This window comes from Variovorax sp. Varisp53 (assembly GCF_059491555.1).
Map to the genome: position 1 here is coordinate 5,369,475 of NZ_CP168512.1, position 26,928 is coordinate 5,396,402.

Below are 26,928 nucleotides of genomic sequence, written 5' to 3' on the forward strand. Positions count from 1 at the left end.
GTTATTCGCTCTTCGTTCGTTCTTCGTCACGCCATCGAACGGGAGGCAGCGGCGCCCGCGCCGTCTTCCGCATCGCCCAGCGCCACCAGCGGCTTCTTCACGCCGAACAGCTTCGGCACCATCACCGCCGCCGCGCCCTGCTCCACGTTGCCCTGCCCCGTGACGTGATAGACCACGTTGGCGGCGGAGACGATGCGCAGCGAATGCGTGACCACCACCACGGTGCGCACCTTGGCAACCGCGAGCAGCGTGGCGAGCAGGTTGCGCTCGCTCTGAAAGTCGAGGTCGTTGCTGGGCTCGTCGAGCACCAGCACCGAAGGTTTGCGCAGGAAGCTCATGGCCAGCGCGAGCTTGCGCCGCTCGCCCACCGACACGCCGGTGCCGCCTTCGCCGATCATGGTGCGGTAGCCGTCCGGCAGCCGCGAGATGAAGTCGTGCGCGCCCGAGAGCCTGCAGGCCGCGACGATCTGCTCGTCGCTCTGGCCGGGCGCCGTGCGGCGCATCACGTCGATCAGCGAGCCGCCGAACCAGTAGACCTCCTGCGAGAGGTAGCTGATCCAGCGCGACAGCTCTTCGCGGCCGAACTGCGAGAGGTCGTACTCGCCGATGCTGACAATGCCGCGCGTGGGCGTGTACAGGCCCGACAGCAGCTTCACCATGGTCGACTTGCCCGCGCCGTTGCGCCCGACGATCACGTGCAGCCCGCCCGGGCCGATGTCGAGGTCGACGTTTTCCAGCACCGGCTGCTGCGCGGTGTCGGTGAAGCTGAAGCTCACGTCCTTCAGGGTGATGCGGCCGAGCGGCTGCGGCAGGGTCATGCCCGTGGGCGGTTTCTCGACCGGTTCGCACAGCACGCTCTCGAGCCGCTTGGCGGCTTCCTTGGCAGTGGCCAGCGAGCGCCAGTTCGACACCAGCCCTGCCACCGGCTGCAGCGCCTTGAGCGCCAGCATGTTCGAGGCGACGAGGCCGCCCACCGTCATCCACTGCTCCATCACCGAGACGGCGCCGACGGTCACCACGATGACCGAGAACACCGTGAGCAGCACGGTGGTGCCGTCGCGCGCGGTTTCGATCTGGCCGTTCTTGCTGAAGCTCTCGGTGAGCCAGGCGTTGTAGGTCTGGCGCCACATGTCGCTGATGGGGCCGTCGTTGGCCTGCGTCTTCAGCGTTTCGCGCGCATGGCAGATCTCGGCGGTCACGCGGTCGAGGCCGCGGCCGCGCTGCACTTCTTCCACGCGGCCGGCGCGGACCTCGTCGGCCCACCACCAGGCCAGGAACGACATGATGGCGAGAAACGCCGCCACCACGGGCAGCACCGGCAAGGCGACGATGCCGATCACGGCGAGCGCGAAGATCGCCATCGGCAGGTCGAAGATCGATTGCGCGAGGCCGCCGGTAACGGTGCCGCGCACCGAGCCCACGTCGCGAAAGTATTGCTGCCACACCGAGGCGGGACGTGCCTCGAGCGCGCGCAGCGGCCGGGCCAGCATCGATTGCAGCAGGGCACCGGAAACGCCGTGGTCGATGATGGCGCCCGCGTTGCGCAGCAGGCGCGAACGGCGCGTGCGCAGCCAGAACTCGATGCACAGGAAGAACAGGATGCCGCTCACCAGCGCAGCGAGCGTCGAGAAGCCGCTGCGCGACAGCACGCGGTCATACACCTGCAGCAGGAAGATGGAGGGCAGCAGCCCGAACAGGCTGATCGGCAGCGAACGCCATGCCGCGCTTTTCACGAGCGGGTAGGCCGCGCGGAACGCGGCGTTCAGTGCCCCGGCATAAGGACTGGCACCTGGCTCGTCCGGCGTTTCGGCAACCAGCTGGCTGGGCAAGAGAAACTTGATCATGGGAAAAAGCCGATCCGTCGTGCAATGACGCCTGAGTCATTATCAACTGTTACCCAACTGTTACAAGGCAAAAAGTCACGCTCCAGCCAGCACCAGCGCGACGTTGGCGCACAGCAACATGCAGAGCACCCAGGCGCACAGCAGCTGCGCCCAGCCCAGCCACCAGCGCCGCGTCGGCCGCCGCCGCAGCGGTGCCTCATGGTCGAACGGCGATTGCGGAAGTACATCCCATCTCGTGCTCATGGCAGCGCTTTCAAAACCCGGGCCAACCGGGACAGGCCTACGCCTGCGGAACTCTTCGCCAGCACCCAGTCGCCGGGCTGCAGCAGCCCGCCGAGCGCGGTCGACAGGTCGGACACATCGACGAACCAGTGCGAGCGAACCTTTGTACGAATGCGCGCGTGCAGTGCCCGCATCAGCGGGCCGCACAGCAACACGCGGTCGGGCTGCGAGGCCAGCAGCTCGGCCTCAAGGTCGAGGTGGTGGCGTTGCGCGGCGGGGCCGAGCTCCTGCATGTCGCCGAGGATCGCCACGCGCCGCGCCGGCTCGCAGGGGGCCTGCGACAGCATCTCGAGCGCCGCGCGCATCGAGCTCGGGTTGGCGTCGTAGGTCTCGTCGATGAGCTTGAAGCTGCCGCCGCCGATGTGAATGGTGTGCAGCGCACCGCGGCCGCCCGGCGGCTCGAAGTGCGCAAAGGGCTCGACCGCGGCGGCCAGCGGCAGTCGCATGGCCTGCAGGGCCGCAAGCGCGGCGATGGCGCTCGCGCCCATGTGTCGCCCCGGTGCATTGAGCCGCAGCTGGAAGGGCTCGCCCGCCACCAGCGCCTGCACCTCGCCGTGGTCGAAGGCGAGCAGGCGCACGTCGGCGTCCTTGTGCTCGCCGCAGGTGACGATCTGCAACTGCCGCGCCGTTGCCGCTTCGGCGAAGGTCGCGAACTCGGGCATATCGCGGTTGAGCACCACGCTGCCGCCCGGCGCCATGGCCTGCAGGATCCGGCTGTCGAGCCGCGCGGCGGCGTCGGTCGGGCCGCGGTGCTTCTGCGACGCGGCCGAGAGCCCCGTCACCACCAGCAGCGAGGGCCGCACCAGCTGCGCCGAGGCCGGCATGTGCGATGTGCCCATCTCCAGCACCCAGTAGGCGGCGTGCCGCGGCATGCAGGTCATGTTCCAGGCGATGCCCGATGGCAGGCTGACGTTGCCCTCGGGCTGGCCGACCTCGCCCCATACGGTCAGCGCGCCGGCCAGCATGGCGGCCACGGTGCCGCTGGCGACGCCGTTCGCCGCGCCGCTGCCGAGCACGCCGCACACGCGGCCGGTGAACTCGGCGCGCGCATGGTCGCCCAGCTCCAGCACGGCCTGCAGCACGTTCGGCACCTTGAGCACGGGCACGCGCTTGTCGAGGTGCGGCTTGGGGTCGGTGCACAGCACGGCGGCGGCCGGCTGCAGCACGCCCTTGAGCGTGACGGCGGCCAGCGGCGTCTTCGACGGCCGCGCCTGGTGGTCGAACACCACGCGGCCCTTGCGCATGAACGAGCGCTGCGCCACGCCGGTGGCGCGCCAGCCGTCCTCGGGCTTGACGACCCATTCGCCGCCGGTGACGTGCGCCATCTCGCTCGCGGTCCAGGCGGCGCCGTCGTCGCGCACGCCGCCCACGCCGGCACTCCCGCCGCCGCCCGTACCGGGCAAGGTGCGCCGTTCCACCAGGTAGCGGTGGTAGGCGGCGAAGCCCGACAGGTAATGCTCCACGTCGTCGATGCGCACGCGAAACGAGTGATGGCGGATGAAGAACGAGCCGACGATGCTCGACGGCCGGCGAAAGTACATCGCCATCTCGGGCCAGAAGAAGCCGTTGAGCAGGTAGTGCGCGCGGTAGTCGAGCGCGCGATAGAACTTCTCGGTGTCGAGCTCGTCGAGCAGGTGCCGCATCGCGGGCATGCCTTCGAGCCGCTGGAGCATCTGCTGCGCGGCCAGCATGAGTTCGAGCAGCGTCGGGAAGGTGGTCTTCCGGTCGAGCACGAAGTCGAGATACCCCGCCACGTTCTGCAGGCCGAAGCGGAAGTACTTCTCCTGCGGGCTCCAGTGCGTGAGTTCGTGGACGCAGCGGCTGAGCCAGTGGTCGTGCACCTGCCAATGCTGGCTGGCAATGAAATGATCGAAGGCCTTCTCGACCGCGGCCAGCCATTGCGGCTCGCGTGTGAGGCCGTACAGGCGCATGAGGCCGTAGGCCGCCTCGCCGTCGTAGCAGACGATGCGCGAGGCCTGCTTGAGCGTGAGGTCGGCCGCATGCAGCACGTGGTTGAAGCGGCCGGTGGCCGCGTCTTGCAGCGACACGATGCCGAGCGCGAGCTTTTCCAGCAGCGGCAGCCAGTGGCGCGTGTCCATCAGCTCGCAATACTTCACCAGCGCGAGCACGCAGGCCGCGTTGCCGCCGAGCTTGATCTCGCCGCCGGTGTCGACCAGGAACGACACCGCGCGCCCATCCGCCAGCGTGTAATCGCGGATCAGCGAGGCCGTGAGATGGTCGAGCGAGCGGTCGATGGCCGCGCGCAGCGTTTCGTCGCGCGTGAGCTCCCACGCCTCGAGCATGGCGTGGAGCGCGCTCGCGTGGCGCGCCGCGTCGTAGGTCGGGATGCGGCGGTCGAAGCACGGGAAATAGCCGTACACGAAGAGGCCGTCGCTCTGCACCTGGCGCGCGAGATACGAAGAGCCGCTGCGCACGAGGTCGAGCACCGATTGCGGGTTCAGCGCCGGCAGCTGCCGGCGGCCCGCGTCGAGCCCCGTACCCACGAGCTTGTGCACCACGCCGTCGGGCTGGCAGAACACGCCCACCGTCGCCAGCAGGTAGACCGGCTGCTCCGGGGGCATGCTGTCCAGCGGCGGCGAGCACTGGAAGCGCTCCCGGCCGTAGACCTCGAAGTTGCGCGGGTTCACCACCGAATGCGCAATGGTCGAGTCGCCGCACAGCATGGCGTTGGCGTTGAGCTCCTGCTCGGTGAAGGCGAGCGCGAAGTCCTGGTCGAAGGCCAGGCCGAGGCGGAAGTAGTTGCGCTTGACGGCGGTGAGCTGCGTCTTGAACTGCACCCACTCCATCGGGCTCGCGCCCTCGACCCAGTCGATGCGCAGCCACGGCGACACGACGCCGCGCTCGCGCACCCAGCGCTCGACGCGCCCGGCGCCTTCGCGCCAGGCGGTTTCGAATTCGGCGGCCCGCGCGTGCACGACGTGTGCGCGCTGCGCGCCATCGCTCACGGAGAAGAACAGCGTGAACGCCGGGTAGGGGGCCGGCAGCGCCGCGCACAGCGAAGCCAGGCGTTCGTGGCAGGCGTGGAGCTGGTCTGTGAAGGACATCATTCGGCCCCGATCCAATGCGGGAGACCGGCCGCGCCCGTCATCTGCTCTCGCTTCGAGGACGTGTGCGCAGACCGGGAACTGCCGTCGAAGTCATCGCGGTGATCCGGCTTCAGCGGTAGCTGAATTCGGCTCGGCGATTGAGCTGATAGCCCTCCTCGGTGGTTTCGGTGGACGCGGGTTTTTCCACGCCCCAGCTGACGGCCTCGATGCGCTCGGCGGGCACGCCCAGTTGCGTGAGCGCGCGCTGCACGGCGTCGGCGCGGCGCTGTCCGAGCGCGAGGTTGTATTCGCGCCCGCCGCGCTGGTCGGTGTGGCCTTCGATCACGATCCGGCTCGCCGGCCGGTTGCGCATGAAGCCCGCGTGCGCCTCGACGACGTTGCGGTCGCCGGTCCGGATGTTGTACCTGTCGAAGTCGAAATAGACGATCTTCGCCACGCCGGCCGGTCCGTTCTGCACCGGCGGCGGAGGGGGCGGCTCCACCTTGGCCACCGGAGCGGCCACGCCCTTGTTCGAGTAGTAGTAGGTCGCGTCGTCGCGGCCCGTCTTCGGGGCCGCGCAGCCCACGAGGACTGCGCCGAGGGCGACGATGGTCAGTGTCTGGAAATTCTTCTTCATATCGATCCTTTCGGGGGACAGGCCGGTGGCGGCCTGTCCCTGGTGCTGCGCTCCCCCACTGCTCCTTCTGCGTTCTTGTTGCCGTTCAGCCCAGCAGGCCGTGCAGCACGTTCGTCACGGGCGACAGGGCGGTGCCGGTCGGGCTGTGATCGACCAGGCTGGTGATCGGGGTCACGACGTCGGTCACCAGCGGAGTGACCGCATGCGTGACGCTGCCCACCAGGTCGCCGGCCGGAGAAGCGGCGCCCGAACCGGCCAGGATGTCGGTCACCGGGGCGAGCAGGTCGGAAACCGCGCTCGTCGGGTTCGATGCCACCGGAGCAGCATCGGTCACGCCGCTCACCACGCTGGTGACGGGCTCCAGGATGTTTGCCACCGGGCTGCTGCCACCCGACAAGCCGCCGAGCAGGCTGCCCACCAGGCCGTCCTGACCCAGGAGGCTGCCGACGAGGCCGTCGTTGCCGACCACGCCGTCGAGCAGGCCGCCGGTGCCGCCACCGGTCGCGCCGCCGAGGACGCCGCCCAGAAGGCCATCGCTGCCGAGCACGCCGTCAAGCAGGCCGCCCGTGCCGCCATCGGTCACGCCGCCGAGGACGCCGCCCAGAAGGCCGTCGCTTCCGAGCACGCCATCGAGCAGGCCGCCGGTGCCGCCATCGGTCACGCCGCCGAGGACGCCACCCAGAAGACCGTCGCTGCCGAGCACGCCATCGAGCAGGCCGCCGGTGCCGCCATCGGTCACGCCGCCGAGGACGCCGCCCAGAAGGCCGTCGCTGCCGAGCACGCCGTCGAGCAGGCCGCCGGTGCCGCCATCGGTCACGCCGCCGAGGACGCCGCCCAGAAGGCCATCGCTGCCGAGCACGCCGTCGAGCAGGCCACCTGTGCCGCCATCGGTCACGCCACCGAGGACGCCGCCCAGAAGGCCGTCGCTGCCGAGCACACCGTCGAGCAGGCCACCCGTGCCGCCATCGGTCACGCCGCCGAGGACGCCGCCCAGAAGACCGTCGCTGCCAAGCACGCCGTCGAGCAGGCCACCGGTGCCGCCATCGGTCACGCCGCCGAGGACACCGCCCAGAAGGCCGTCGCTGCCGAGCACGCCGTCGAGCAGACCGCCAGTGCCGCCATCGGTCACGCCGCCGAGGACGCCACCCAGAAGGCCGTCGCTACCGAGCACGCCGTCGAGCAGGCCACCTGTGCCGCCATCGGTCCCGCCGAGCAGGCCATCGCCGGACAGGAGGTGGGCCACGCCGTCGGTCAGGTAGTCGACCTGCGCCGTGACACCGTTCAGCAGCGCTGTCGTCGTGCCCTCACCGAGCAGTTGATCGGTCAGCGGGCTCAGCAGGCTACCGGCGCCGGCCGCCACTTCGCCCACGACGCCATCGACCGGGTCGAGCACGTTGGGGTTGTTCTCCGAGAAGCTGCTGCCGAGCACCGGAGCCAGCAGGCCGCCGGCAGCGTCGGTCAGACCGTCCGCGAGGCCGACCACCGATCCGAGCGTGTTCGCGAGACCAAGCTCGCCCACCAGGCCGGTGTTCAGGCCATCGGCCAAGTTGCCGGCCATGCCGTCGGCCGGGTCGAACAGGCCAGCGCCCGTGCCCGGGGTGCCGCCGTTGCCGAGCACACCGCCGAGCACGCCACCTTCGCCGCCGAGAACGCCGCCCAACGGGCCTTCTTCGCCGAGCACGCCGCCCAACACGCCGTTTTCGCCAAGCAAGCTGCCGAGCAGGCCGGTGGTACCGAGCAGGCCGCCCGCAAGGCCGTCTTCGCCCAGCACGTCGGAGAGCGCGCCGTTCGTGCCGAGCAGCGAGCCGACGACGCCGTCCGGACCCAGCAAGTCACCCACGGGCGTGCCTTCGCCGAGCAGGCTTCCGACCAGGCCGTCCTCACCCAGAACGCCGCCGAGCAGGCCACCGGAAAGACCGTCGTTGCCGAGCACGCCACCCAGGGCTCCGCCGTCGCCGACCACTCCGCCAAGCAGGTCGTCGAGGGCGCTGCCCTGGCCGATCAGGTCGCCGACAAGGCTGCCTTCACCGAGCAGGCCTCCAACCAGGCCATCGTCTGCCAGCAGGTTGCCGACCAACCCGTTGTCGCCGAGCAGGCCGTCGAGCGTGTTGCCAACCACGCCGCCGTCAGCCAGCAGGCTGTCGAGGCCCAGGCTGGAGGTCAGGCCACCGAGCGGGCCTTCATTGGAAAGGAGGTTGTTCAGGCCGTCGGTCAGGTAGTCCACCTGGCCGTTCAGGTGATTGAGCAGCGCATCGGTCACGCCCTCGCCGAGCAGGGTGTCCACGATGGGACTCAGGCTGTTGCCGAGCGGGTCGGTGATGTTGCCGACGACCTCGTCGACCGGGTCCAGCGCGTTGGGATCATCGCGGGTGAACTCGGAGCCGAGCAGCGGTGCCAGCACGCTGTCGACCACGTCGGTCACGCCGTCGACCACCGGGGCCACGGGAGCGAGCGCGCCGCCCAGGCCAGCAGTGCTATCGACCGCACCGACCGCGCCACCGACGAGGCCGTCGCCCGGATCGAGCAGGTGATCGCCGTCTGCGTCTGCGTCTGCATCGGCATCGGCATCGGCATCGGCATCGGCATCTGCGTCGGCATCGGCGTCTGCGTCTGCGTCTGCGTCTGCGTCGGCATCGGCATCGGCGTCTGCGTCGGCATCTGCGTCGGCGTCGGCGTCGGCGTCGGCGTCGGCGTCAGCATCCGCATCCGCGTCAGCGTCAGCGTCGGCATCACCGTCCGCATCCGCATCCGCATCAGCGTCCGCATCGGCGTCGGCATCCGCATCGGAGTCGCCCACGCCCGAAAGGAGCAGCGGGACGGCGCTGTCGCTGCCGCCGCCACCGCCGCCGAGCGCGGCGCCGAGTGCGGCGGCGCCCAGGGCACCGAGTGCGAATTCACCCAGCCCGATGCCGCTGCCGGCAGCGAGCTTCTTGGTCACGGCCAGGGCAGCGGCATCCGCATCGCTGTCCGGCGGGGTCACTTGCAGGTCGCCCGAAGCGACATCCACATTCACTTGTTCGAGGCCGCCCGGCAGCTTGGTCGAGCCGATGGTGGCGTCGGTGCCGCCGGTGAACACGCCGGCCAGCGGGGCCTTGTTGGTCGCCGATCCGGGAAAGAGAACGTTGGCGTGGCCGTCCTGCGGAACGATCACGCGGTCGCCGGCCACCAGTGTCTGATTGCCATCGACCGGAATGCGGACACCGTCGCGCATCACGGCGACACCCGGCGTGGCGTTCGATAATGTGCCGATGCTGGACGGGCCAGCTGCAGCGGGCGCCGCCGAACTCGCCATGGCAGGAGCGCCTAGCGGAGTAACGGTGGCCTGGGCAATGACCACGGGAGCAACGCCTGCGGCGGCAAGTCCTTCGGTCGAATTCGTCGATGCTTGTTGAGCGGTCATGGCAGCCTCTGTGACAAAAGATGCCTACTCAGGGGCAACTAGCGTGCCGCTTTTTGCGCGCCCCTTGCCAGACCGCCTCCAGGCGCTGCAACTTGTTGATTCGTATGGAAATTTTTCTTTTAACCGGCCTGCCAAGGGAGTTCGGAAACAGCCCGCAGGAAGGTCATTCAGCGATTCGTTACGTAACGACGTAACCCCCTGTACCCGGAACGTCCGACACATCCGAGGTCTTGCTCCGGGCTTGCGTACTGGCTCTTGCGCAGGATCCCACTTCCTTCTTTTTTCTTTCTTCCTCTTCTATAGATATGTTCAATCCCTCCCAGGAAGACGTGCGCCGCTTCTTCTGCGACGTGTACGCCAAGCACCGGCAGGGCTTGCCGATGGAAGCGCTCGAGACCATCGCCGCCGGCTGGATCGACGAGCATCCCGAGTACCACGAGGATCTCGCCGACGCAGACGCGGCGGTGGCGCGGGTCTACGACGGATCGAACGGGCGCGAAAACCCGTTCCTTCATCTGTCGATGCATTTGTCGATCAGCGAGCAGTGCTCCATCGACCAGCCGCGCGGCATCCGCCAGGCCGTCGAGCTGCTGGCCGCGCGCCGCGGCTCGCTGCTGCATGCGCATCACGAGGCAATGGACTGCCTGGGCCAGATGATGTGGGAGAGCCAGCGGGCGGGCAGGCCGCCGGATGGCGAGGGCTACGTCGCCTGCGTGCAGCGGCGAGCGACCAAGGACTAACCCCCAGGCTTCGCGCACTTCGTGTCGCTTTGCCAACCCCCTTGCAGGGGGCAACACCTGCGGCCCGGCAAAGCCGGTTCCGCGGTGTTCGCGAAAGACGTCGGCTAGGCCCTGGGCTTGCTCCGGGACTTCGGCGGCACCGCCCCCTGCTGCTTCGCGGCCTCGCGCAGCAGCGCGGCCATGGCACCGCGCAGGGCCGAAGGCTCGGCATCGCTGCGCTGCAGCAGCCCGACCGGCTCCTCGGTGCCGGCGGTCTCGATGCGCAGCCGCACGAGGCGCCCGTCCGCCAGCTCGCCGCGCGCGGCACCCAGCGGCGTGATCCACACCGCATCGGACACCGCCACCAGCGCCCGCGCCACCGCCACGTCGAGCGTCTGCAATGCATTGGACGGCAGCACGAGGCCGCGCGCCGACAGAAAGCTCTCGGTGTTGTGGCGCGGGATCGTGCCCTCGCCGTACACCACCAGCGGATAGGCCAGCACCGCCTGCACCGACACAGCCTTCGACGCGAGCGGATGGCCGGCTCGCACGGCAAACACCAGCGGCTCGGTGTGCAGCAACTCGAAGCTCAGGCCGCCCATCAGGCGCGGATCGCTCATGCGGCCGACCACGAGGTCGAGCTCGCCGGCGCGCAGTTCGTCGAGCAGCACGGCGTTGGCGGCGCTCTTCACCACGATCTGCACCGATGGCCGGCTGTCGCGCAGCCGCGCCAGCGCCACCGGCAGCAGCGCCGGCGCCACGCTCGGCAGCGCGCCGATGCGCAGCCGCTCGATGCGCCCGCCATCTGCCGGCGCCACCGCCTGCGCGCTGGCATCGAGCGCTTCCAGCACGCGCAGGGCATGCGCCAGCAGTTGCTCGCCGGCCGCCGTGAGCCCCTGCACGCCGCGCCGGCCGGCCTTGCTGCGCTCGACCAGCCGCGTGCCGACGATCGCCTCCAGCTCGGACAGCGTCTTGGACACCGCCGGCTGGCTCAGCGCCAGCCGCTCGGCGGCGCGCGCGAGATGGCGCTCCTGCGCCACGGCCACGAGGCAGCGCAGGTGCCGCAGCTGCACGCTGCGCACGAAATCCTGTCGAAGATCGGCGGAGTCTTTCAATTCCTGCTGGTTATTGAGAACGGAGAATTCTTCAATTTACATCATCGAATGGCGCTTCTAAAGTGGCGGCTTCCCGATTCGTCCCACGACAGCAGGAGACAACGCACATGTCGACCAAGACCCCAGGGCCCCAGCCCACCCTCACCCCGCGCGACTGGGAAGCCCATCCCAGCTACGTCTATCCGGGCTACAAGTCCACCGCGAAGCGCGGCCCGCAGAAGCCGCTGATCCCGCTGAAGGCCTCGCTCGGCGAGCTGCAGCAGCCGGTGTATGGCCACGACAGCATCGGCGAGTTCGACCACGACCTCACGCGCAATGCGCGCCGCAACGGCGAGCCGCTGGGCGAACGCATGATCCTCACCGGCCAGGTGCTCGACGAGCGACGCCGCCCTGTGGCCAACACGCTGGTCGAACTCTGGCAGGCCAACGCCTCGGGCCGCTACGTGCACAAGGTCGACCAGCATGACGCGCCGCTCGACCCCAACTTCCTGGGCGCGGGCCGCTGCCTGACCGACAGCGAAGGCCGCTACCGCTTCCTCACCATCAAGCCCGGCGCCTATCCCTGGGGCAACCACCCGAACGCCTGGCGTCCGCAGCACATCCACCTGTCGCTGTTCGGCCAGAGCTTTGCGAGCCGCCTGGTCACGCAGATGTACTTCCCCGGTGACCCGCTGCTGCAGTACGACCCCATGGTCACCGGCACGCCCGAGCGCTACCGCAACCGCCTCATTGCCGACTTCAGCCTCGACATCACCGAAGAAGGCTACGCACTGGGCTACCAGTTCGACATCGTGCTGCGCGGCGCAGACGAAACGCCCTTCGAGAACCGCTGAATGAAACACTCCCCCAGGCTTCGCGCACTTCGTGTCGCTTCGCCTACCCCCTCGCCGGGGGCAACACCAGCGGCCCGGCAAAGCCGGTTCCGCGGTGTTCCCGAACTCGGCCGTGTTGGGGTCATGCGTCGCGCCCCGCGCAATTGCCTGGTGGAAAACTGAAAGGAACTACCCATGTCATTGATGACCGCACAGGAAGCCGACTACGGCCAGACCCCCTCGCAAACCGTGGGCCCCTACTTCGCCTACGGCCTCACCGCCACGCAGTACGGCTACGACTTCGACCAGCCCTTCGACGCCGTGCTGGCGCTCGACACCGCCGCCGGCCATCGCATTCGCCTCGAAGGCCGCGTGATCGACGGCGACGGCAACCCGATCAACGACGCGCTGGTCGAGATCAGCCAGCCCGACGGCGAAGGCCGCTACCCGCAGACGCCCGAAGAAGCGCGCGCCATGGGCTTTCGCGCATTCGGCCGTGTCGGTACCGGCACCGCCGAGGGCAACCGCTTCGTGTTCCACACCGTGAAGCCCGGCGCGCAGGCGCCCGGCGAAGCGCCGCACATCAACGTGATCGTGCTGATGCGCGGGCTGCTGCTGCATGCGTTCACGCGCGTGTACTTCAGCGACGAGGCCGAGGCCAACGCGAAGGACGCGGTGCTGCAGAGCGTGCCCGCCGAGCGCCGCCACACGCTGATCGCCGAGCGCGTGGAGCAAGGCGGCGCGGTGACGTACCGCTTCGACATCCGCATGCAGGGCACGGACGAGACGGCGTTCTTCGACGTCTGATCTCAGGGAAATCCCGGACGTAAAAAAACCCGCTCGCAGCGGGTTTTTTTGTTGCCGGCTTCGAAGCGCTTATTCGGCGCCGTGGTGAATGCGCGACTCGGGCACCGTCTTCAGTTCGCCGGGCAGCGAGCTGATGTAGCTGGCCAGCGTCTTGAGTTCGGCGTTGGTGAACTTCTTGGGTTCGACCTGCTGGCCCATCACCGCGTTGGATCGGCCGAGGTGCGGGTTGTTCTTCACGCGGTAGGACTTGAGCGCGACGAACAGGTAGTCGGCATGCTGGCCGGCCAGCTTGGGCACGGTGCCGTCGTTCGGCGTGTTGAAGTTGGCGCCGTGGCACTTGGTGCAGTTGTTGTCCTTGTCGCGGGAGATCAGCGCCTGGATGTTCTCGGGCGTGGCCTTGGCGAGCGTGGCCGGCGGTGCCTCGTCCTGCTTCACGCCCAGCTGGCTGTAGTAGGCGGCGACGTCGGCGATGTCCTGCTCGGTGAGCGTGTCGGCGATGGCGCGCATGGTGGGATGCTTGCGGTCGCCCCCCTTGTACGCGGTGAGCGCCGCCGTGATGTACGTGGCGCTCTGGCCGGCGATCATCGGCACCTTGTGGATCTCAGGGAAGCTGGCCTGGTAGCCGATGATGCCGTGGCAGCCCACGCACATCGCAACCTTCTTTGCGCCGTCCTGGGCCTTGCCAGTGACTTGCTGGGCCTGTGCCGAGAGCGTCACGCAAGCGACAGCAAGGGCAAACATCGTGGTCAACAACTTGTTCATTTTGCGCGCACAATCTCGTGGAGAGTACAGTTTTTCGAATCAACATTCGATTATATGCAGGGGTCCTCCGGAACCCTGTGCAGGCCAACCCTGAGGCTGCACAACGCGTGTCGAGTGTGTTCTTTTCTCCACCCCAGCCTCCGCCTCACTCATCTCACTCATGAAATTCCAGGGCTCAGACAACTACGTCGCCACGCAAGACCTGATGCTCGCGGTCAATGCGGCCATCACCCTGAAGCGTCCGCTGCTCGTCAAGGGCGAACCCGGCACCGGCAAGACCATGCTGGCCGAGGAAGTGGCCCAGTCGCTCGGCCTGCCGCTGCTGCAATGGCACATCAAGTCGACCACCAAGGCGCAGCAGGGCCTGTATGAATACGACGCCGTGAGCCGCCTGCGCGACTCGCAGCTCAAGGACCTCGACGGCGGCGAGCGCGTGAGCGACATCAACAACTACATCGTCAAGGGCGTGCTCTGGCAGGCCTTCACGGCCGACCAGCCGGTGGCGCTGCTGATCGACGAGATCGACAAGGCCGACATCGAATTCCCGAACGACCTGCTGCGCGAAATCGACCGCATGGAGTTCTACTGCTACGAGACGCGCGAACTCATCCGCGCCAAGCACCGGCCGGTGGTGTTCATCACCTCCAACAACGAGAAGGAGCTGCCCGACGCCTTCCTGCGCCGCTGCTTCTTCCACTACATCAAGTTCCCCGATGCCGAGACGATGAAGCACATCGTCGCCGTGCACTTCCCCGGCCTCAAGCAGGAGCTGCTCACGTCCGCGATGAAGACCTTCTACGACGTGCGCAACCTGCCCGGCCTGAAGAAGAAGCCCTCGACCTCCGAGCTGCTCGACTGGCTCAAGCTGCTGGTGGCCGAAGACATTCCACTCGAGGCGCTGCAGAGCAAGGACGACAAGGTCGCCGTGCCGCCGCTGGTGGGCGCGCTGCTCAAGAACGAACAGGACGTGACCTTGTTCGAGAAGCTCGTGTTCATGCAGCGCAACAACAGATAACTGCACAGGCTTCGCCATGGCGTTCATCGAACCTGCCACGCTGAAGGCCCGCGGCATCGCGCTGGTGCCGTTGTCGCTGGCCCACGAAGAAGGCCTGCGCGCCGCGGCCGCGGACGGCGAGCTGTGGAAGCTGCGCGTCACCTCCGTGCCCGAGCCGCAGGACACGCGCGCCTACATCGAGACCGCGCTCAAGACCGCCGACCGCTTCGCCTTCGCCGTGACCGACGAGGCCACCGGCACCGTGCTCGGCACCACCAGCTTCCATGACATCCTGCCGGGCGTGAAGCGCGTGGAGATCGGCTACACGTGGTACGCCGCGCGCTGCCAGCGCACGCACGTCAACACCACCTGCAAGCTGCTGATGCTCACGCATGCCTTCGACGCACTCGGCTGCAACACCGTGGGCTGGCGCACCGACAATTTCAACTTCGCATCGCAGCGCGCCATCGAGCGGCTCGGCGCGAAGAAGGACGGCGTGATCCGCGGCCACGCGATGCGCCGCGACGGCACCATCCGCGACACCGTCATGTACAGCCTGCGCGCGGGCGAATGGCCCGAGGTGAAGGCGCAGCTGCTGTACCTGCTCGACAAGCCACGCGGCTGACACACAAGGAGCGCCCCATGCTCATCGACTTCTTCTACACGCTGCGCTCGGCCAAGCTGCCGGTGTCGGTCAAGGAATACCTCACGCTGCTCGAAGCCCTGCAGGCCGACGTGGTGGGGCCCAATTCCGACGGCGCCTACGGCATCGACGACTTCTACTACCTCTCGCGCACTGCGCTCGTGAAGGACGAGAAGCACTACGACAAGTTCGACCGTGCCTTCGCCGCCTATTTCAAGGGCGTGGAGATGCTCACCGACTTCACCAAGGAAGTGCCGCTCGACTGGCTCAAGAAAACGCTCGAGCGCGAGTTCACCGCCGAAGAAAAAGCCAAGATCGAGAAGATGGGCTGGGACGAGCTCATGGAAACGCTCAAGAAGCGCTTCGAGGAGCAGAAGGAACGCCACGAAGGCGGCAGCAAGTGGATCGGCACCGGCGGCACCTCGCCCTTCGGCCACGGCGGCTACAACCCGCAGGGCGTGCGCATCGGCGGCGCCGGCAAGAACAAGAGCGCCGTGAAGGTGTGGGACCAGCGCGCCTACAAGGACTACGACGACACGCAGGAACTCGGCACGCGCAACATCAAGGTCGCGCTGCGCCGGCTGCGCAAGTTCGCGCGCGAAGGCCACGACGAAGAGCTGGACCTCGACGACACCATCCACTCGACCGCGGCCAATGCGGGCTTCCTCGACATCAAGATGCGGCCCGAGCGCCACAACAACGTCAAGGTGCTGCTGCTCATGGACGTGGGCGGCACGATGGACGAGCACATCCAGCGCGTGGAAGAGCTGTTCTCGGCCGTGAAGACCGAGTTCAAGCACCTGGAGTTCTTCTACTTCCACAACTGCGTGTACGACTTCATGTGGAAGAACAACAAGCGCCGCTTCTCCGAGAAGTTCGCGACCTGGGACATCCTGCGCAAGTACAACAAGGACTACAAGCTCATCTTCGTCGGCGACGCGACCATGAGCCCCTACGAGATCCTGCAGCCCGGCGGCAGCGTCGAATACAACAACGAGGAGGCCGGCGCCGAGTGGATCCAGCGCCTCACGCACACCTTCCCGAAGTTCGCGTGGATCAACCCCGAGCCGCAGGGCGTGTGGCAGTACCGCCAGAGCATCGCGGTGATGCAGCAGCTGATGTCCAACCGCATGTACCCCCTGACCCTGCGCGGCCTTGAAGAGGCCATGCGCATGCTCTCGAAGTAGGACGAAAGCGCCTGTCGCCGGGGCCTTCGGGAACCGGAAGAGCTTGCTGTCAGAATCCGCCCATGGTCAGGGTGGTTCCAGTTTCCTCGCCGGCGTGGTGGCCGGCTTTGCTTTTTTCCGGCGTCCTGCTTCTGCAAGGCTGCAGCCTGCTGCCGAAAAAGGAAAGCACTGAAAGCAAGCCTGCGGCCGGCCTCGTGCGCAGCGGCGGCGCCGCCACCGCGGATGACGACAAGTAAAAAGACGACAAGGCCAAGGCCGACAAGCGCGACGCCTTCACCGTCGATGTACGCGGCCCCGAGGCCGTGCGCGACTACCTCAGGCTCCACCTCGAAATCCAGCGCTACCGCGAGCTCGACGACCTCGGCGCGACCGAGATCTCGCGCCTGATGGTGGCCGCCGAGGCCAACGCCCGCGAACTGCTCGGCACCCTCGGCTACTTCACGCCCACGCTGACGCTCGAACTCAACGAGACGCCCGAGAGCACCAAGGCCCCGCGCGAGATCGTCATCACCGTGTCGCCGGGCGAGCCCACCAAGGTGAGCAACGTGCAGATCAGCTACGGCGGCCCGATCGCCGACGACGCAGCCGCCGAGCCGCAGCGCGATTCGATCCGCACCAACTGGAGCCTGCGCGCCGGCCAGCCCTTCACGCAGCAAGCCTGGGACAGCGCCAAGACCACGGCGCTGCGCAGCCTCACGGCCAACCGCTTTCCCACCGGCAGCATCGAGATCAGCCGTGCCGAAGTGGACGCCGACCGCAGCGAGGCCCGCCTGAGCGTCACCTACCAGTCGGGCCCGGCCTACAAGTTCGGCCCGTTGGTGCTGAACGGCATCCAGCGCTACGACCCCGACGGCGCGCGCCGCATCGCGCGCCTGCCCAGCGGCACCGACTACGACCAGCAGAAGCTGCTCGATGCCCAGCAGCGCCTGGCCAGCAGCGGCTACTACGACTCGGTGTTCCTCACGCTCGACACCGAGAGCGGCAATCCGCTGGCCGCGCCCGTCATCGCGCAGCTGCGCGAGGCGCCGCTGCAGAAAGTGGTGCTCGGCGTGGGCTTCACCACCGACAACGGCCCGCGCCTGTCGATCGACCACATCCACAACCAGATCCCGCTGCTGGGCTGGCGCGCCGTCTCGCGGCTGTCGGTCGACCGCGACATCAAGTCGCTCGGCACCGAATGGAAGGCGATTCCCGACGACCGCGGCTGGCGCTGGTTCTCGGGCGCCGAACTGAAGAGCGAGCAATCGGGCAGCTACGTGGTCGACAGCGGACGCCTGCGTGGCGGTCGCAGCAAGTCGAGCGACCACATCGACCGCAGCTATTTCCTGCAGTACGACTACGCGCGAAACCGCGGCACCAACGCGCCGCCCTCGGCCTCGGCCGTGACGGCCAACTGGGGCTGGACCGGGCGCTACTTCGACGACAACGCAGCGCCCTCGCGCGGCTTCGGCCTCGCGCTCGAAGTGGCCGCGGGCTACACGCTCACCGGCGAGCAGATGCCCTTCACGCGCACCTACGCACGCTGGCTCGGCGTGCTGCCGCTGGGCTCGGCCGAGGACAAGGAAACGCGCGCGCGCCGCAGCCGGCTGCAGCTGCGCGTGGAGGCCGGCGCGGTGTCGGCCAAGGACAGCGCGCAGATCCCCTCCACGCTGATGTTCCTGACCGGCGGCGACACCACCGTGCGCGGCTACAGCTACAAGCAGATCGGCACCGTGCGCGCCGACGGCCAGACCGTTGCGGGCCGCTACCTCGGCGTGGCCAGCGTGGAGTGGCAGCGCCCCTTCGTCTACAACGACAAGCTCACCGAATGGGAGAGCGTGGTGTTCGTCGATGCCGGCGCCGTGGCCGACAAGCCCGGCGAGCTCAAGCCCAAGGTGGGCGTCGGCGTGGGTGCGCGCTGGCGCAGCCCGGTCGGGCCGGTGCAGGCCGACCTGGCCTACGGCGTGGACTCGAAGAAGTTCCGCCTGCACTTTCGCCTCGGCTTCACCTTCTGATGCTTCCGATGCAGACCGACACCGAACCTACGCCGACGCCGACGCCCATGCCTCCTGCCGTGCGGCGCTCGCGCGCACGGCGCGCCGCGCTTGCCCTGGCCTGGACCGCGGCCGGCCTGGTGATGATGGTGATGCTGCTCGCTGCCGGCGCCTGGTGGTACATCGGCTCCGACAAGTCGCTCGCCTTCGCGCTCGCGCAGGCCGCGCAGCGGCTGCCGGCCGGCCAGACCCTGGAGAGCCGCGACGTCACCGGCTCGCTGCGCACCGGCGGCCACATCGGCTGGCTCAAGTACCAGAGCGAGAGCATCGCCGTCGAGGTGAACGATGCCACCATCGGCTGGACACTAGCCCCGCTGTTCCAGCGCAAGGTGCACCTCGGCGAGGTGCACGCGAAGCAGGTGCTGATCGAAAAGCGCGGCCCGCCGAGCGAGGAGCCCACCAAGCCGCTCGAACAGCTCGTGCTGCCGGTCGAGGTCGAGCTGCCCTTTCGCATCGACGAAGTGCGCTGGGCCGGCCCACCCGTGCTGCGGGCGCTCAACCTCTCGGGCAACTACAGCTACAACAAGGCCGCCGAGCACGCGCTGGAGATCAAGGGCGTCGACGTTGCCGACGGCCACTACAGCGCCCGCGTGAAGCTCGAAGGCCCCGCGCCCATGGCCATCGACGCGGCGCTCGACGGCCGCGTGAAGGCGCCGCTGGCCGAAGACCGCAACATCGACGTGCTGGCCACCGCCACGGTGAAAGGCACGCTCGCCGGCACGGCCGCGCGGCTGCAGGTGGCTGCCGAACTGAAGCCTGCCGAAGAGAACGCCGACGCGCCGATGGAAGCCAAACTGCAGGCACAGATCGCGCCCTGGCTGCCCCAGCCGGTGATCGACGCGAAGGCCGATCTGCACAACGTCGACGCATCGAGCCTTTGGCCCGATGCGCCGGGGACGCGGCTCACCGGTATGGTCGAACTGCAGCCCGACGCCGACACCGGCCCCGCCGCGTGGAAGGCCTCGGCCGACATCCGCAACGCCGTGCCCGGCCCGTGGGACAAAGAGAAGCTGCCACTCGAACAGGTGCAGGCCCGCGTGGGCTTCGACGGCACGAACTGGACCGTTCCCGAGGCCACCGTGCGCGCGGGCGGCGGCCGCATCGACGCGGCCGGCAAGTGGAGCCCCGCGCCCTCGCCCTGGCAGGCCCAGGCCACCGTGCGCGGCGTGCGGCCGGGCGCGCTGTACAGCGAACTCTCGGGTGCGCCCGTGAGCGGCACGCTCAAGGCCGAGCAGAAGGAAAGCACCATCACCTTCGACGCCGCCCTGCGCGCCGAAGGCGGCGCCGGCAGCAAGGCCCTGCCCGGCTTCGCGCTCGACCGCGCATTGGCGCAGGGCCAGTGGAAAGACCAGGTGCTCGACCTGCGCACGCTGCGCATCGAGGCCCAGCGCGCCAGCGTCAACGGCCGCTTGCAGGTGCGCGTGGCCGAGCAGGCTGCGAGCGGCAAGCTGGCCCTCGCGCTGCCGGGCGGCGGCGCGCAGGTCGAAGGCCGCATCGCGCCCGATTCGGGCGGCGGCGAGATCAAGGCCGCCATCGACGACGCCGACGCCGTGCAGCGCTGGGTGCAGAGCCTGCCGGGGCTGTCCGGCGTGTTCGCGAACGCGGGCGCCAAGGGCTCCGCGAAACTCGATGCGAACTGGCAGGGCGGCTGGCGAACGTTCCAGCGCCGGCTGCAGAGCCCCAACGCGCCTGCGCCGCGCGGCAGCATCGAACCCAGCATCAAGGCCGTGCTCGGCGTGCCGCGACTCGACCTGAGCCTGCCCTCCGAGCAACCCGGCGGCACCGCCACCAACCTGCAGCTGCGCGACCTGCACGCCGACCTCGCCGGCAGCCTCGCGCAGGCCGCGCTCACGCTGAAGGGCGAAGCCGCCACCGGCACGCAGAAGTTCGCCATCGACACCCGCGCCAGCGGCGGCATCGCAGGCACCGGCCAATGGCGCGCGGCGCTCGCCAGCCTGAAGCTGCAGGCGCAGGACAGCGCCCGCCCCGGCGCTCCCTGGATGCTGGAACTGAGCCGCGAAGTGACCGCGACCATCCGCAGCAGCACCGGCAACGCATCACCCCGCCTCGACGTCGAAGCCTCCGCCGCCGCGGCCACGCTGCGTGGCCCCGTGCCCGGCACCGTGCGCATCGACTGGCAGCCGCTGCGCTTCAGCCAGAGCGGCGCCGCGCCCAACCGCGTGTTCCGCGTGCAGTCGAAGGGCCAGCTGCAGGGCCTGCCGATGGCCTGGGCCGGCGCGTTCGGCGCGAACGCCACGCTGGGCGAATACGGCATCAGCGGCGACCTGTTGTTCAACGGCGACTGGGACATCGACGCCGGCGACACGCTGCACGCCAAGGCCCGCCTCGCGCGCCAGAGCGGCGACATCCGCGTGCAGGCCGGCGAGGCTGCGCTGGTCACGCGCATCACCAGCACCGGCACGGGCACCGCGAGCGAGCGCACGATGAACGCGGCTTCCGCGAGCGGCGACGCGCCCAGCACGCCGGCCGGCCTGCGCCAGGCCGAGTTGCGGCTCGATGCCGAAGGTGACGCCGTGCGCGCCGTCCTCGTGTGGGACAGCGAACGCGCCGGCAAGATCGACGCCGCCATCGACACCCGCGTGCAGCAGCGCGCCGGTGGCTGGCAGTGGGCACCCGACGCACCGCTGGGCGGCACCATCAAGGCCGCGCTGCCAAACCTCGGTGTGTGGTCGATGCTCGCGCCGCCGGGCTGGCGCATTGCGGGCACGCTCGACGCCAGCGCCACGCTGTCGGGCAACCGCGCCGTGCCGCGCTGGAACGGCACGATGGGCGCCGACAAGCTCGCACTGCGCGCGCCGGTCGAAGGGTTGGACCTGCACGACGGCCGCCTGCGCGCCACGCTCTCGGGCGAGCGCGTCGACATCACCGAATTCACGCTCAAGGGCGGCGCCGGCAGCTCCGTGCGCATCGGCGGCCAGAGCGGCAACCGCAGCACCGCCGCCAGCGAGGCCCGCACCGACGGCGGCACCCTCTCGGCCAGCGGCAACCTCGGCTGGGGCCCCGCGAGCGGCAGCGCCTCGGGCATCCGCATGGCCCTGCAGGGCCAGCTGCGCGCGCTGCGCGTGCTGGTGAGCACCGACCGGCAGGTCACGCTCTCGGGCGACCTGCAGGCGCAGCTCGACAACGGCCAGTTCCGGGTGCGCGGCAAGCTCAAGACCGACCGCGCCGTCATCATCCTGCCCGACGAGACCGCGCCCAGCCTGGGCAGCGACGTCGTCGTGCGCTCCGCCGCCAAGGACCGCGAGGCCGCCGAGGCGGCCGAGGCGGCGCAGCGCGAATCCGCCAGCGCCAACGCACAGGCTGCCAAGCCCCAGACCGCCAAGCCGCCGGACATCGCCGTCGACTTCGACCTGGGCGACGACTTCGCCGTGCAGGGCCGCGGCATCACCACGCGGCTCGAAGGCAACCTGGAGATCCGCAGCACCAGGCTCAATGCGCCGCCGCGCATCACGGGCGAGGTCAAGACGGTGAAGGGCCAGTACCGCGCCTACGGCCAGCAGCTCGACGTGGAGACCGGCCTCGCGCGCTTCAACGGACCGTTCGACAACCCGGCACTGGACATCCTCGCGATCCGACCGAACCTGTCGCAGCGCGCGGGCGTGCAGATCACCGGCACCGCGCAATCGCCGCGCGTGAAGCTCTACTCGGAGCCCGCGCTGTCCGACGCCGAGACGCTGTCGTGGGTGATCCTGGGCCGGGCCTCGGCCACCAGTGGTGGCGAATCGGCGCTGCTGCAGCAGGCCGCGCTCTCGCTCATCGGCAAGATCGGCAGCAGCAGCAGCGGCGGCAGCCTGGCCAGCCGCTTCGGGCTGGACGAGCTCGGCTTCAAGGGACCGGGCAGCGGCGGCGACCTGCGCGAGTCGGCCGTGACGCTGGGCAAGCGGCTGTCGAAGGATTTCTACCTCACCTACGAACGCAGCATCGGCGGGACCTTCGGCACGCTCTTCATCTTCTACGACCTGACGACCCGGCTCACGCTGCGGGGCCAGGCGGGGCAGACGAGCGGGCTGGACCTGATCTACACGGTGAAGTACGACTGACGACCGAGCCTGCCGCGAGCGGCCGGGCAAGGGACTTCGATCTTGACCCGGCCCCGGCCGCGATCAAGAATCGCCGACGCCTTCACCGAGGAGCGACGATGAACAACGATGGAGACAAGGGCGACCACAGCCCGGCAGCGGACCGTCAGACATCCAGCCCGCCAGCGTCGGCGCGGATCACGCTCGTGCGCAGCGCGCTGCATGCGGTGATCGCGGCCGTCGCCCTCGCGGCACTGGCCACGTCGATCCCTCATTGGGGCGGCAACGAGTTCCCCGTGATGAGCCTGGTGATCTACGTCGCGGGCATGGTGTTCGTCGCCATGCCGCTGTGCCTGTGCTATGAGGCGCTGCTCAAGTCGCAGGCAGAACGCATGGCCGGCCGAAGCTGGGGCGTCTAGGCCTCGCGCTCAACCCGCGTCGCCGCCGCCCTGCGGAAACTGCTCCTTCGCCTCGCCGGCCTCGCGCGCCCCGCCGGGCAGCAGATTCGCGCGGTGGCCGCGAACCGCGGATGCGACGATCGGCAGCAGTCCCGTTGCAGCGCCCGCTTCGAGCGCGCGGATCAGCTGCACGCGCATGCTCGGCGCCCAGAACGACTTCAGGTGCGCGGCGATCGCGTTCGTGGCCATGGTGGCGTCGCTCGGCGATTGCGCCTGGAAGAAGGTGCCGATCTGGTTGGCCATCTTGACCAGTTGCGCCGTCGGATCGTGATCGTGCATGCACTGCCTTTGGAATGATTGGATGACTGCTTCAGTGCGCGCCGTACCCGGCCGCCGCCAGGCGCCCGGGGTGGCTGTAGACCGCCAGGTCGTCCTTGCGCGCGAAACCGACCAGCGTGAGCCCCGCGCGCTCGGCCGTGGCCACCGCGAACGAAGTCGGCGCGGACACCGCAGCCAGCAGCGGCACGCCGGCCATCGCCGTCTTCTGCACCATCTCGAAACTGGCGCGGCTGGTCACGGCGATGAAGCCGGCGGATGCGTCGACGTCGTTGTTCGCGAGTGCGCCGATCAGCTTGTCGAGCGCGTTGTGGCGGCCCACGTCCTCGCGCAGCCACTGCACCTCGCCATCGGCCGAGCACCAGGCCGCGGCGTGCACCGCACCGGTGGCCTGCTGCAGCGTCTGCAACGACTGAACCTGCAGCATCGCGCGCGCGATGGCCTGCCGTTCGAGCAGCCCTGCCGGATCCGCGAGCACCGGCAGCTCGCGCGAGACGTGCGCCAGGCTCTCGGTGCCGCACAGGCCGCAGCCGGTGCGGCCCGCGATCGTGCGGCGCCTCTGCTTCAGGCGCGCGAAGGCGGCGCTCGCCACCTGCAGGCGCACCGTGATGCCGAGCTCCGATTCGCCCGTCTCCACCGCATAGAGTTCGTGCGCGTGGTCGAGGATGCCCTCGCTGAGCGAGAAGCCGAGCGCGAAGTCTTCCAGGTCCAGCGGCGTCGCGAGCATCACCGCATGCGAGATGCCGTTGAACTCCAGCGCCACCGGCACTTCCTCGGCCACCCAGTCCTGCACCGCATAGGCCTCGCCGCCGCGCACGCCGTGCACGGGCAGCAGGCGCGCGCCCTCGCAGAAGGTGTCGGCGCCGTCCGCGGCGGGCAAGGTGGCGATGTCCATGGCGCTACTTGGCGGGGATCGTCTCGTTGCGCGGAGCCTGCGCCGAGCCGGCCGTCGCAAGGTCCAGCTGGACCTTGTTGAAGCGGCTGTACTCCTGCTGCCAGGCCGAGGGCTGCATCACCGGCGCCACCTGCACGGCCGTCACCTTGTACTCGGGGCAGTTGGTGGCCCAGTCGGAGTTGTCGGTGGTGATGACGTTGGCGCCCGACTCGGGGAAGTGGAAGGTGGTGTAGACCACGCCCGGCTGCATGCGCTCGGACACCGTCGCGCGCAGCACCGTCTCGCCCGCACGGCTCTGGATGCCGACCCAGTCGCCGTCCTTCACGCCGCGCTCCTCGGCATCGTGCGGATGGATCTCCAGCCGGTCTTCGCTGTGCCACTGGTTGTTCTCGGTGCGCCGGGTCTGCGCGCCCACGTTGTACTGCGAGAGGATGCGCCCCGTGGTCAGCAGCAGCGGGAACATGCGCGTGACCTTCTCGTCGGTCGCCACGTACTGCGTGACGATGAACTTGCCCTTGCCGCGCACGAAGCGGTCGATGTGCATGGTGGGCGTGCCCTCGGGCGCGGCGTCGTTGCAGGGCCACTGGATGCTGCCGAGCTCGTCGAGGCGCTGGTAGCTCACGCCGTGGAAGGTCGGCGTCAGCGCGGCGATCTCGTCCATGATCTCTTCGGGGCTGCTGTAGTCCATCGGATAGCCGAGGGCCTGCGCGAGCTTCACGGTCACTTCCCAGTCGGCATAGCCGGCCTTCGGCGGCATCACCTTGCGCACGCGCGAGATGCGGCGCTCGGCGTTGGTGAAGGTACCGTCCTTTTCAAGGAACGAGGAACCCGGCAGGAACACGTGCGCGTACTTGGCGGTTTCGTTGAGGAAGATGTCCTGCACCACCACGCATTCCATGGCCATCATCGCGGCGGCCACGTGCTGGGTGTTGGGGTCCGACTGCACGATGTCCTCGCCCTCGCAGTACAGGCCCTTGAAGCTGCCGCCGATCGCGGCATCGAACATGTTGGGAATGCGCAGGCCCGGTTCGGGGTCGATCTGTATGCCCCATGCGGCCTCGAAGGCCGAACGCGTGGTGCTGTCCGACACGTGGCGATAGCCCGGCAGCTCGTGCGGGAAGGAGCCCATGTCGCAGGAGCCCTGCACGTTGTTCTGGCCGCGCAGCGGGTTCACGCCCACGCCCTCGCGCCCGACGTTGCCGGTGGCCATCGCGAGGTTGGCGATGCCCATCACGGTCGTCGAGCCCTGGCTGTGCTCGGTCACGCCGAGGCCGTAGTAGATGGCGGCGTTGCCGCCCGTGGCGAACAGCCGCGCGGCCGCGCGCAGTTCGGCGGCCGGCACGCCGGTGGCGGCTTCGGTGGCTTCGGGCGACTGCTCGGGGCGCTCGACGTACGACTTCCATTCCTTGAACGAGGCCAGGTCGCAGCGCTCGGCCACGAAGTCGTCGGCCATCAGGCCTTCGGTGACGATGACGTGCGCCAGCGCCGTGACCACCGCCACGTTGGTGCCGGGCCGCAGCTGCAGGTGGTGCGCGGCCTTGATGTGCGGCGACCTCACGATGTCGATGCGGCGCGGATCGACCACGATCAGCTTCGCGCCCTGGCGCAGCCGCTTCTTCATGCGCGACGCGAACACCGGGTGGCCGTCGGTCGGGTTGGCGCCGATCACCATGATGACGTCGGCCTTGTCCACCGATGCGAAGGTCTGCGTGCCCGCCGATTCGCCCAGCGTCTGCTTCAGGCCATAGCCCGTGGGCGAATGGCACACGCGCGCGCAGGTGTCGACGTTGTTGTTGCCGAAGGCGGCGCGCACCAGCTTCTGCACGAGGTAGGTTTCCTCGTTGGTGCAGCGCGAGGAGGTGATGCCGCCGATCGAGTCCTTGCCGTACTTGGCCTGCAGGCGCTTGAACTCGCTCGCGGCGTAGTTCAGCGCGGTGTCCCAGCTCACTTCCTGCCATGGGTCGCTGATGTTCTTGCGGATCATCGGTTTGAGCATGCGGTCCTGGTGCGTGGCGTAGCCCCAGGCGAAGCGGCCCTTGACGCAGGAGTGGCCTTCGTTGGCCTTGCCGTCCTTCCACGGCACCATGCGCACGACCTCGTTGCCCTTCATCTCGGCCTTGAAGGCGCAGCCCACGCCGCAGTAGGCGCAGGTGGTGATCACGCTGTGCTCGGGCTGGCCGAGCCAGATGACCGACTTTTCCTGCAGCGTGGCGGTGGGGCAGGCCTCGACGCAGGCGCCGCAGCTTACGCATTCCGAATCCATGAAGGCTTCGTCCTGGCCCGGCGACACGCGCGACTCGAAGCCGCGGCCGCTGATGGTGAGCGCGAAGGTGCCCTGCGTTTCCTCGCAGGCGCGCACGCAGCGGTTGCACACGATGCACTTGGAGGGGTCATAGCTGAAGTACGGGTTGGACTCGTCCTTCTGGTCGTTCAGGTGGTTGGCGCCGTCGAAGCCGTAGCGCACGTTGCGCAGGCCGGTGACACCCGCCATGTCCTGCAGTTCGCAGTTGCCGTTGGCCGAGCAGGTGAGGCAGTCGAGCGGATGGTCGGAGATGTAGAGCTCCATCACGCCCTTGCGCAGGTCCTGCAGCTTCGGCGTCTGGGTGCGAACCTTCATGCCGGCTTCGGCGGGCGTGGTGCACGAGGCCGGAAAGCCCTTGCGGCCCTCGATCTCGACGAGGCACAGCCGGCATGAGCCGAAGGGCTCCAGGCTGTCGGTGGCGCAGAGCTTGGGCACGTTGATGCCGGCATCCACCGCGGCGCGCATCAGCGAGGTGCCGGCGGGCACGGTGACTTCGGTACCGTCGATTTCCAGCGTGACCTCGCGCGTCGATTCGCGCTTGGGGGTGCCGTAGTCGGTTTCTTTCAGATGGTCCAACATGTCTTTTGCTTTCTCTCTGTGCCTCGGTGGGCTTTTATTCAGTGGGCTGGCGTTCGGAGCATTTGCGTTCGGGGCGCGTGCACAGGCCACCGGGTA

18 protein-coding genes and 1 pseudogene are annotated in these 26,928 nt (G+C 68.8%); 9 read left to right on the plus strand and 10 right to left on the minus strand.

Annotated features, from left to right (window positions below; genetic code table 11):
- Positions 1-26: 26 nt before the first annotated feature.
- The 5 genes from ACEOAB_RS25270 to ACEOAB_RS25290 form a co-directional block, all read right to left on the minus strand.
- The gene (locus ACEOAB_RS25270) at positions 27-1,844 is read right to left on the minus strand and encodes a peptidase domain-containing ABC transporter (RefSeq protein ID WP_413749232.1); all 1,818 of its coding nucleotides are present in this window, start codon (positions 1,842-1,844) and stop codon (positions 27-29) included.
- Positions 1,845-1,919: 75 nt separating this feature from the next.
- Positions 1,920-2,087: a hypothetical protein gene (locus ACEOAB_RS25275; RefSeq protein WP_413749233.1), complete on the minus strand. Its 168-nt coding sequence runs from the start codon at positions 2,085-2,087 to the stop codon at positions 1,920-1,922.
- Positions 2,084-5,194 (minus strand): glutamate ligase domain-containing protein, encoded by a 3,111-nt coding sequence (locus ACEOAB_RS25280; protein WP_495653170.1) that lies wholly within the window; start codon positions 5,192-5,194, stop codon positions 2,084-2,086. The genes ACEOAB_RS25275 and ACEOAB_RS25280 overlap by 4 nt, the downstream gene beginning before the upstream one ends.
- Before the next feature lie 109 nt (positions 5,195-5,303).
- Positions 5,304-5,810, minus strand: coding sequence for a peptidoglycan-associated lipoprotein Pal (gene pal / locus ACEOAB_RS25285; RefSeq protein WP_413751195.1), 507 nt, complete (start codon positions 5,808-5,810; stop codon positions 5,304-5,306).
- An 85-nt stretch (positions 5,811-5,895) separates the two neighbouring features.
- Positions 5,896-9,210 (minus strand): hypothetical protein, encoded by a 3,315-nt coding sequence (locus ACEOAB_RS25290; protein WP_495653171.1) that lies wholly within the window; start codon positions 9,208-9,210, stop codon positions 5,896-5,898.
- Positions 9,211-9,515: 305 nt separating this feature from the next.
- Here ACEOAB_RS25290 and ACEOAB_RS25295 point away from each other — a divergent pair, with 305 nt between their 5' ends.
- Complete coding sequence (locus ACEOAB_RS25295) at positions 9,516-9,950, plus strand: DUF1841 family protein (protein ID WP_007838777.1); 435 nt, start codon at positions 9,516-9,518, stop codon at positions 9,948-9,950.
- A gap of 104 nt (positions 9,951-10,054) precedes the next feature.
- Here ACEOAB_RS25295 and ACEOAB_RS25300 read toward each other — a convergent pair whose 3' ends face one another.
- Positions 10,055-11,044 carry a LysR substrate-binding domain-containing protein gene (locus tag ACEOAB_RS25300; protein WP_495653172.1) on the minus strand — a complete coding sequence of 330 codons (990 nt, stop codon included), beginning with the start codon at positions 11,042-11,044 and terminating at the stop codon, positions 10,055-10,057.
- Positions 11,045-11,151: 107 nt separating this feature from the next.
- Between ACEOAB_RS25300 and pcaH the strand changes: the two genes are divergently transcribed.
- Complete coding sequence (pcaH, locus tag ACEOAB_RS25305; RefSeq protein WP_495653173.1) at positions 11,152-11,877, plus strand: protocatechuate 3,4-dioxygenase subunit beta; 726 nt, start codon at positions 11,152-11,154, stop codon at positions 11,875-11,877.
- A gap of 174 nt (positions 11,878-12,051) precedes the next feature.
- Positions 12,052-12,663, plus strand: a complete 612-nt coding sequence (pcaG, locus tag ACEOAB_RS25310; RefSeq protein ID WP_413750431.1) for a protocatechuate 3,4-dioxygenase subunit alpha — start codon at positions 12,052-12,054, stop codon at positions 12,661-12,663.
- A 69-nt stretch (positions 12,664-12,732) separates the two neighbouring features.
- On the opposite strand, the gene ACEOAB_RS25315 is transcribed toward pcaG, so the two are convergent.
- On the minus strand, positions 12,733-13,425 hold the full coding sequence (locus ACEOAB_RS25315) for a c-type cytochrome (RefSeq protein ID WP_413750432.1): 693 nt from the start codon (positions 13,423-13,425) through the stop codon (positions 12,733-12,735).
- A 160-nt stretch (positions 13,426-13,585) separates the two neighbouring features.
- Between ACEOAB_RS25315 and ACEOAB_RS25320 the strand changes: the two genes are divergently transcribed.
- The 6 genes and pseudogenes from ACEOAB_RS25320 to ACEOAB_RS25345 all read left to right on the plus strand — a co-directional run bounded on the left by ACEOAB_RS25320 (position 13,586) and on the right by ACEOAB_RS25345 (position 22,741).
- On the plus strand, positions 13,586-14,440 hold the full coding sequence (locus ACEOAB_RS25320) for an AAA family ATPase (RefSeq protein ID WP_007835007.1): 855 nt from the start codon (positions 13,586-13,588) through the stop codon (positions 14,438-14,440).
- 16 nt (positions 14,441-14,456) lie between these two features.
- The gene (locus ACEOAB_RS25325) at positions 14,457-15,044 is read left to right on the plus strand and encodes a GNAT family N-acetyltransferase (protein WP_413750433.1); all 588 of its coding nucleotides are present in this window, start codon (positions 14,457-14,459) and stop codon (positions 15,042-15,044) included.
- Positions 15,045-15,061: 17 nt separating this feature from the next.
- A complete protein-coding gene (locus ACEOAB_RS25330) occupies positions 15,062-16,249 on the plus strand; it encodes a vWA domain-containing protein (protein ID WP_413750434.1) in 1,188 nt (395 codons plus the stop codon).
- A gap of 62 nt (positions 16,250-16,311) precedes the next feature.
- Positions 16,312-18,243, plus strand: a pseudogene (locus tag ACEOAB_RS25335) (autotransporter assembly complex protein TamA).
- Positions 18,244-18,251: 8 nt separating this feature from the next.
- On the plus strand, positions 18,252-22,343 hold the full coding sequence (locus ACEOAB_RS25340) for a translocation/assembly module TamB domain-containing protein (protein ID WP_495653174.1): 4,092 nt from the start codon (positions 18,252-18,254) through the stop codon (positions 22,341-22,343).
- 98 nt (positions 22,344-22,441) lie between these two features.
- Positions 22,442-22,741, plus strand: a complete 300-nt coding sequence (locus ACEOAB_RS25345; RefSeq protein WP_056595341.1) for a hypothetical protein — start codon at positions 22,442-22,444, stop codon at positions 22,739-22,741.
- A 9-nt stretch (positions 22,742-22,750) separates the two neighbouring features.
- On the opposite strand, the gene ACEOAB_RS25350 is transcribed toward ACEOAB_RS25345, so the two are convergent.
- From ACEOAB_RS25350 to fdhF, 3 genes are read right to left on the minus strand one after another with little or no spacing between them, the layout of a single operon-like run.
- On the minus strand, positions 22,751-23,059 hold the full coding sequence (locus tag ACEOAB_RS25350; RefSeq protein WP_056595343.1) for a formate dehydrogenase subunit delta: 309 nt from the start codon (positions 23,057-23,059) through the stop codon (positions 22,751-22,753).
- Between the two features lie 31 nt (positions 23,060-23,090).
- Positions 23,091-23,951: a formate dehydrogenase accessory sulfurtransferase FdhD gene (gene fdhD / locus ACEOAB_RS25355; protein WP_413750980.1), complete on the minus strand. Its 861-nt coding sequence runs from the start codon at positions 23,949-23,951 to the stop codon at positions 23,091-23,093.
- 4 nt (positions 23,952-23,955) lie between these two features.
- The gene (gene fdhF, locus ACEOAB_RS25360) at positions 23,956-26,832 is read right to left on the minus strand and encodes a formate dehydrogenase subunit alpha (protein ID WP_413750981.1); all 2,877 of its coding nucleotides are present in this window, start codon (positions 26,830-26,832) and stop codon (positions 23,956-23,958) included.
- Positions 26,833-26,928: the final 96 nt, after the last annotated feature.

Excerpts from the sequence above, each read along its gene's own strand:
- ACEOAB_RS25270 (WP_413749232.1), bottom strand. The coding sequence starts at position 1,844 with ATGATCAAGTTTCTCTTGCCCAGCCAGCTGGTTGCCGAAACGCCGGAC.
- ACEOAB_RS25275 (WP_413749233.1), bottom strand. The coding sequence starts at position 2,087 with ATGAGCACGAGATGGGATGTACTTCCGCAATCGCCGTTCGACCATGAG.
- ACEOAB_RS25280 (WP_495653170.1), bottom strand. The coding sequence starts at position 5,194 with ATGATGTCCTTCACAGACCAGCTCCACGCCTGCCACGAACGCCTGGCT.
- pal (WP_413751195.1), bottom strand. The coding sequence starts at position 5,810 with ATGAAGAAGAATTTCCAGACACTGACCATCGTCGCCCTCGGCGCAGTC.
- ACEOAB_RS25290 (WP_495653171.1), bottom strand. The coding sequence starts at position 9,210 with ATGACCGCTCAACAAGCATCGACGAATTCGACCGAAGGACTTGCCGCC.
- ACEOAB_RS25295 (WP_007838777.1), top strand. The coding sequence starts at position 9,516 with ATGTTCAATCCCTCCCAGGAAGACGTGCGCCGCTTCTTCTGCGACGTG.
- pcaH (WP_495653173.1), top strand. The coding sequence starts at position 11,152 with ATGTCGACCAAGACCCCAGGGCCCCAGCCCACCCTCACCCCGCGCGAC.
- pcaG (WP_413750431.1), top strand. The coding sequence starts at position 12,052 with ATGTCATTGATGACCGCACAGGAAGCCGACTACGGCCAGACCCCCTCG.
- ACEOAB_RS25315 (WP_413750432.1), bottom strand. The coding sequence starts at position 13,425 with ATGAACAAGTTGTTGACCACGATGTTTGCCCTTGCTGTCGCTTGCGTG.
- ACEOAB_RS25320 (WP_007835007.1), top strand. The coding sequence starts at position 13,586 with ATGAAATTCCAGGGCTCAGACAACTACGTCGCCACGCAAGACCTGATG.
- ACEOAB_RS25325 (WP_413750433.1), top strand. The coding sequence starts at position 14,457 with ATGGCGTTCATCGAACCTGCCACGCTGAAGGCCCGCGGCATCGCGCTG.
- ACEOAB_RS25330 (WP_413750434.1), top strand. The coding sequence starts at position 15,062 with ATGCTCATCGACTTCTTCTACACGCTGCGCTCGGCCAAGCTGCCGGTG.
- ACEOAB_RS25340 (WP_495653174.1), top strand. The coding sequence starts at position 18,252 with ATGCAGACCGACACCGAACCTACGCCGACGCCGACGCCCATGCCTCCT.
- ACEOAB_RS25345 (WP_056595341.1), top strand. The coding sequence starts at position 22,442 with ATGAACAACGATGGAGACAAGGGCGACCACAGCCCGGCAGCGGACCGT.
- ACEOAB_RS25350 (WP_056595343.1), bottom strand. The coding sequence starts at position 23,059 with ATGCACGATCACGATCCGACGGCGCAACTGGTCAAGATGGCCAACCAG.
- fdhD (WP_413750980.1), bottom strand. The coding sequence starts at position 23,951 with ATGGACATCGCCACCTTGCCCGCCGCGGACGGCGCCGACACCTTCTGC.
- fdhF (WP_413750981.1), bottom strand. The coding sequence starts at position 26,832 with ATGTTGGACCATCTGAAAGAAACCGACTACGGCACCCCCAAGCGCGAA.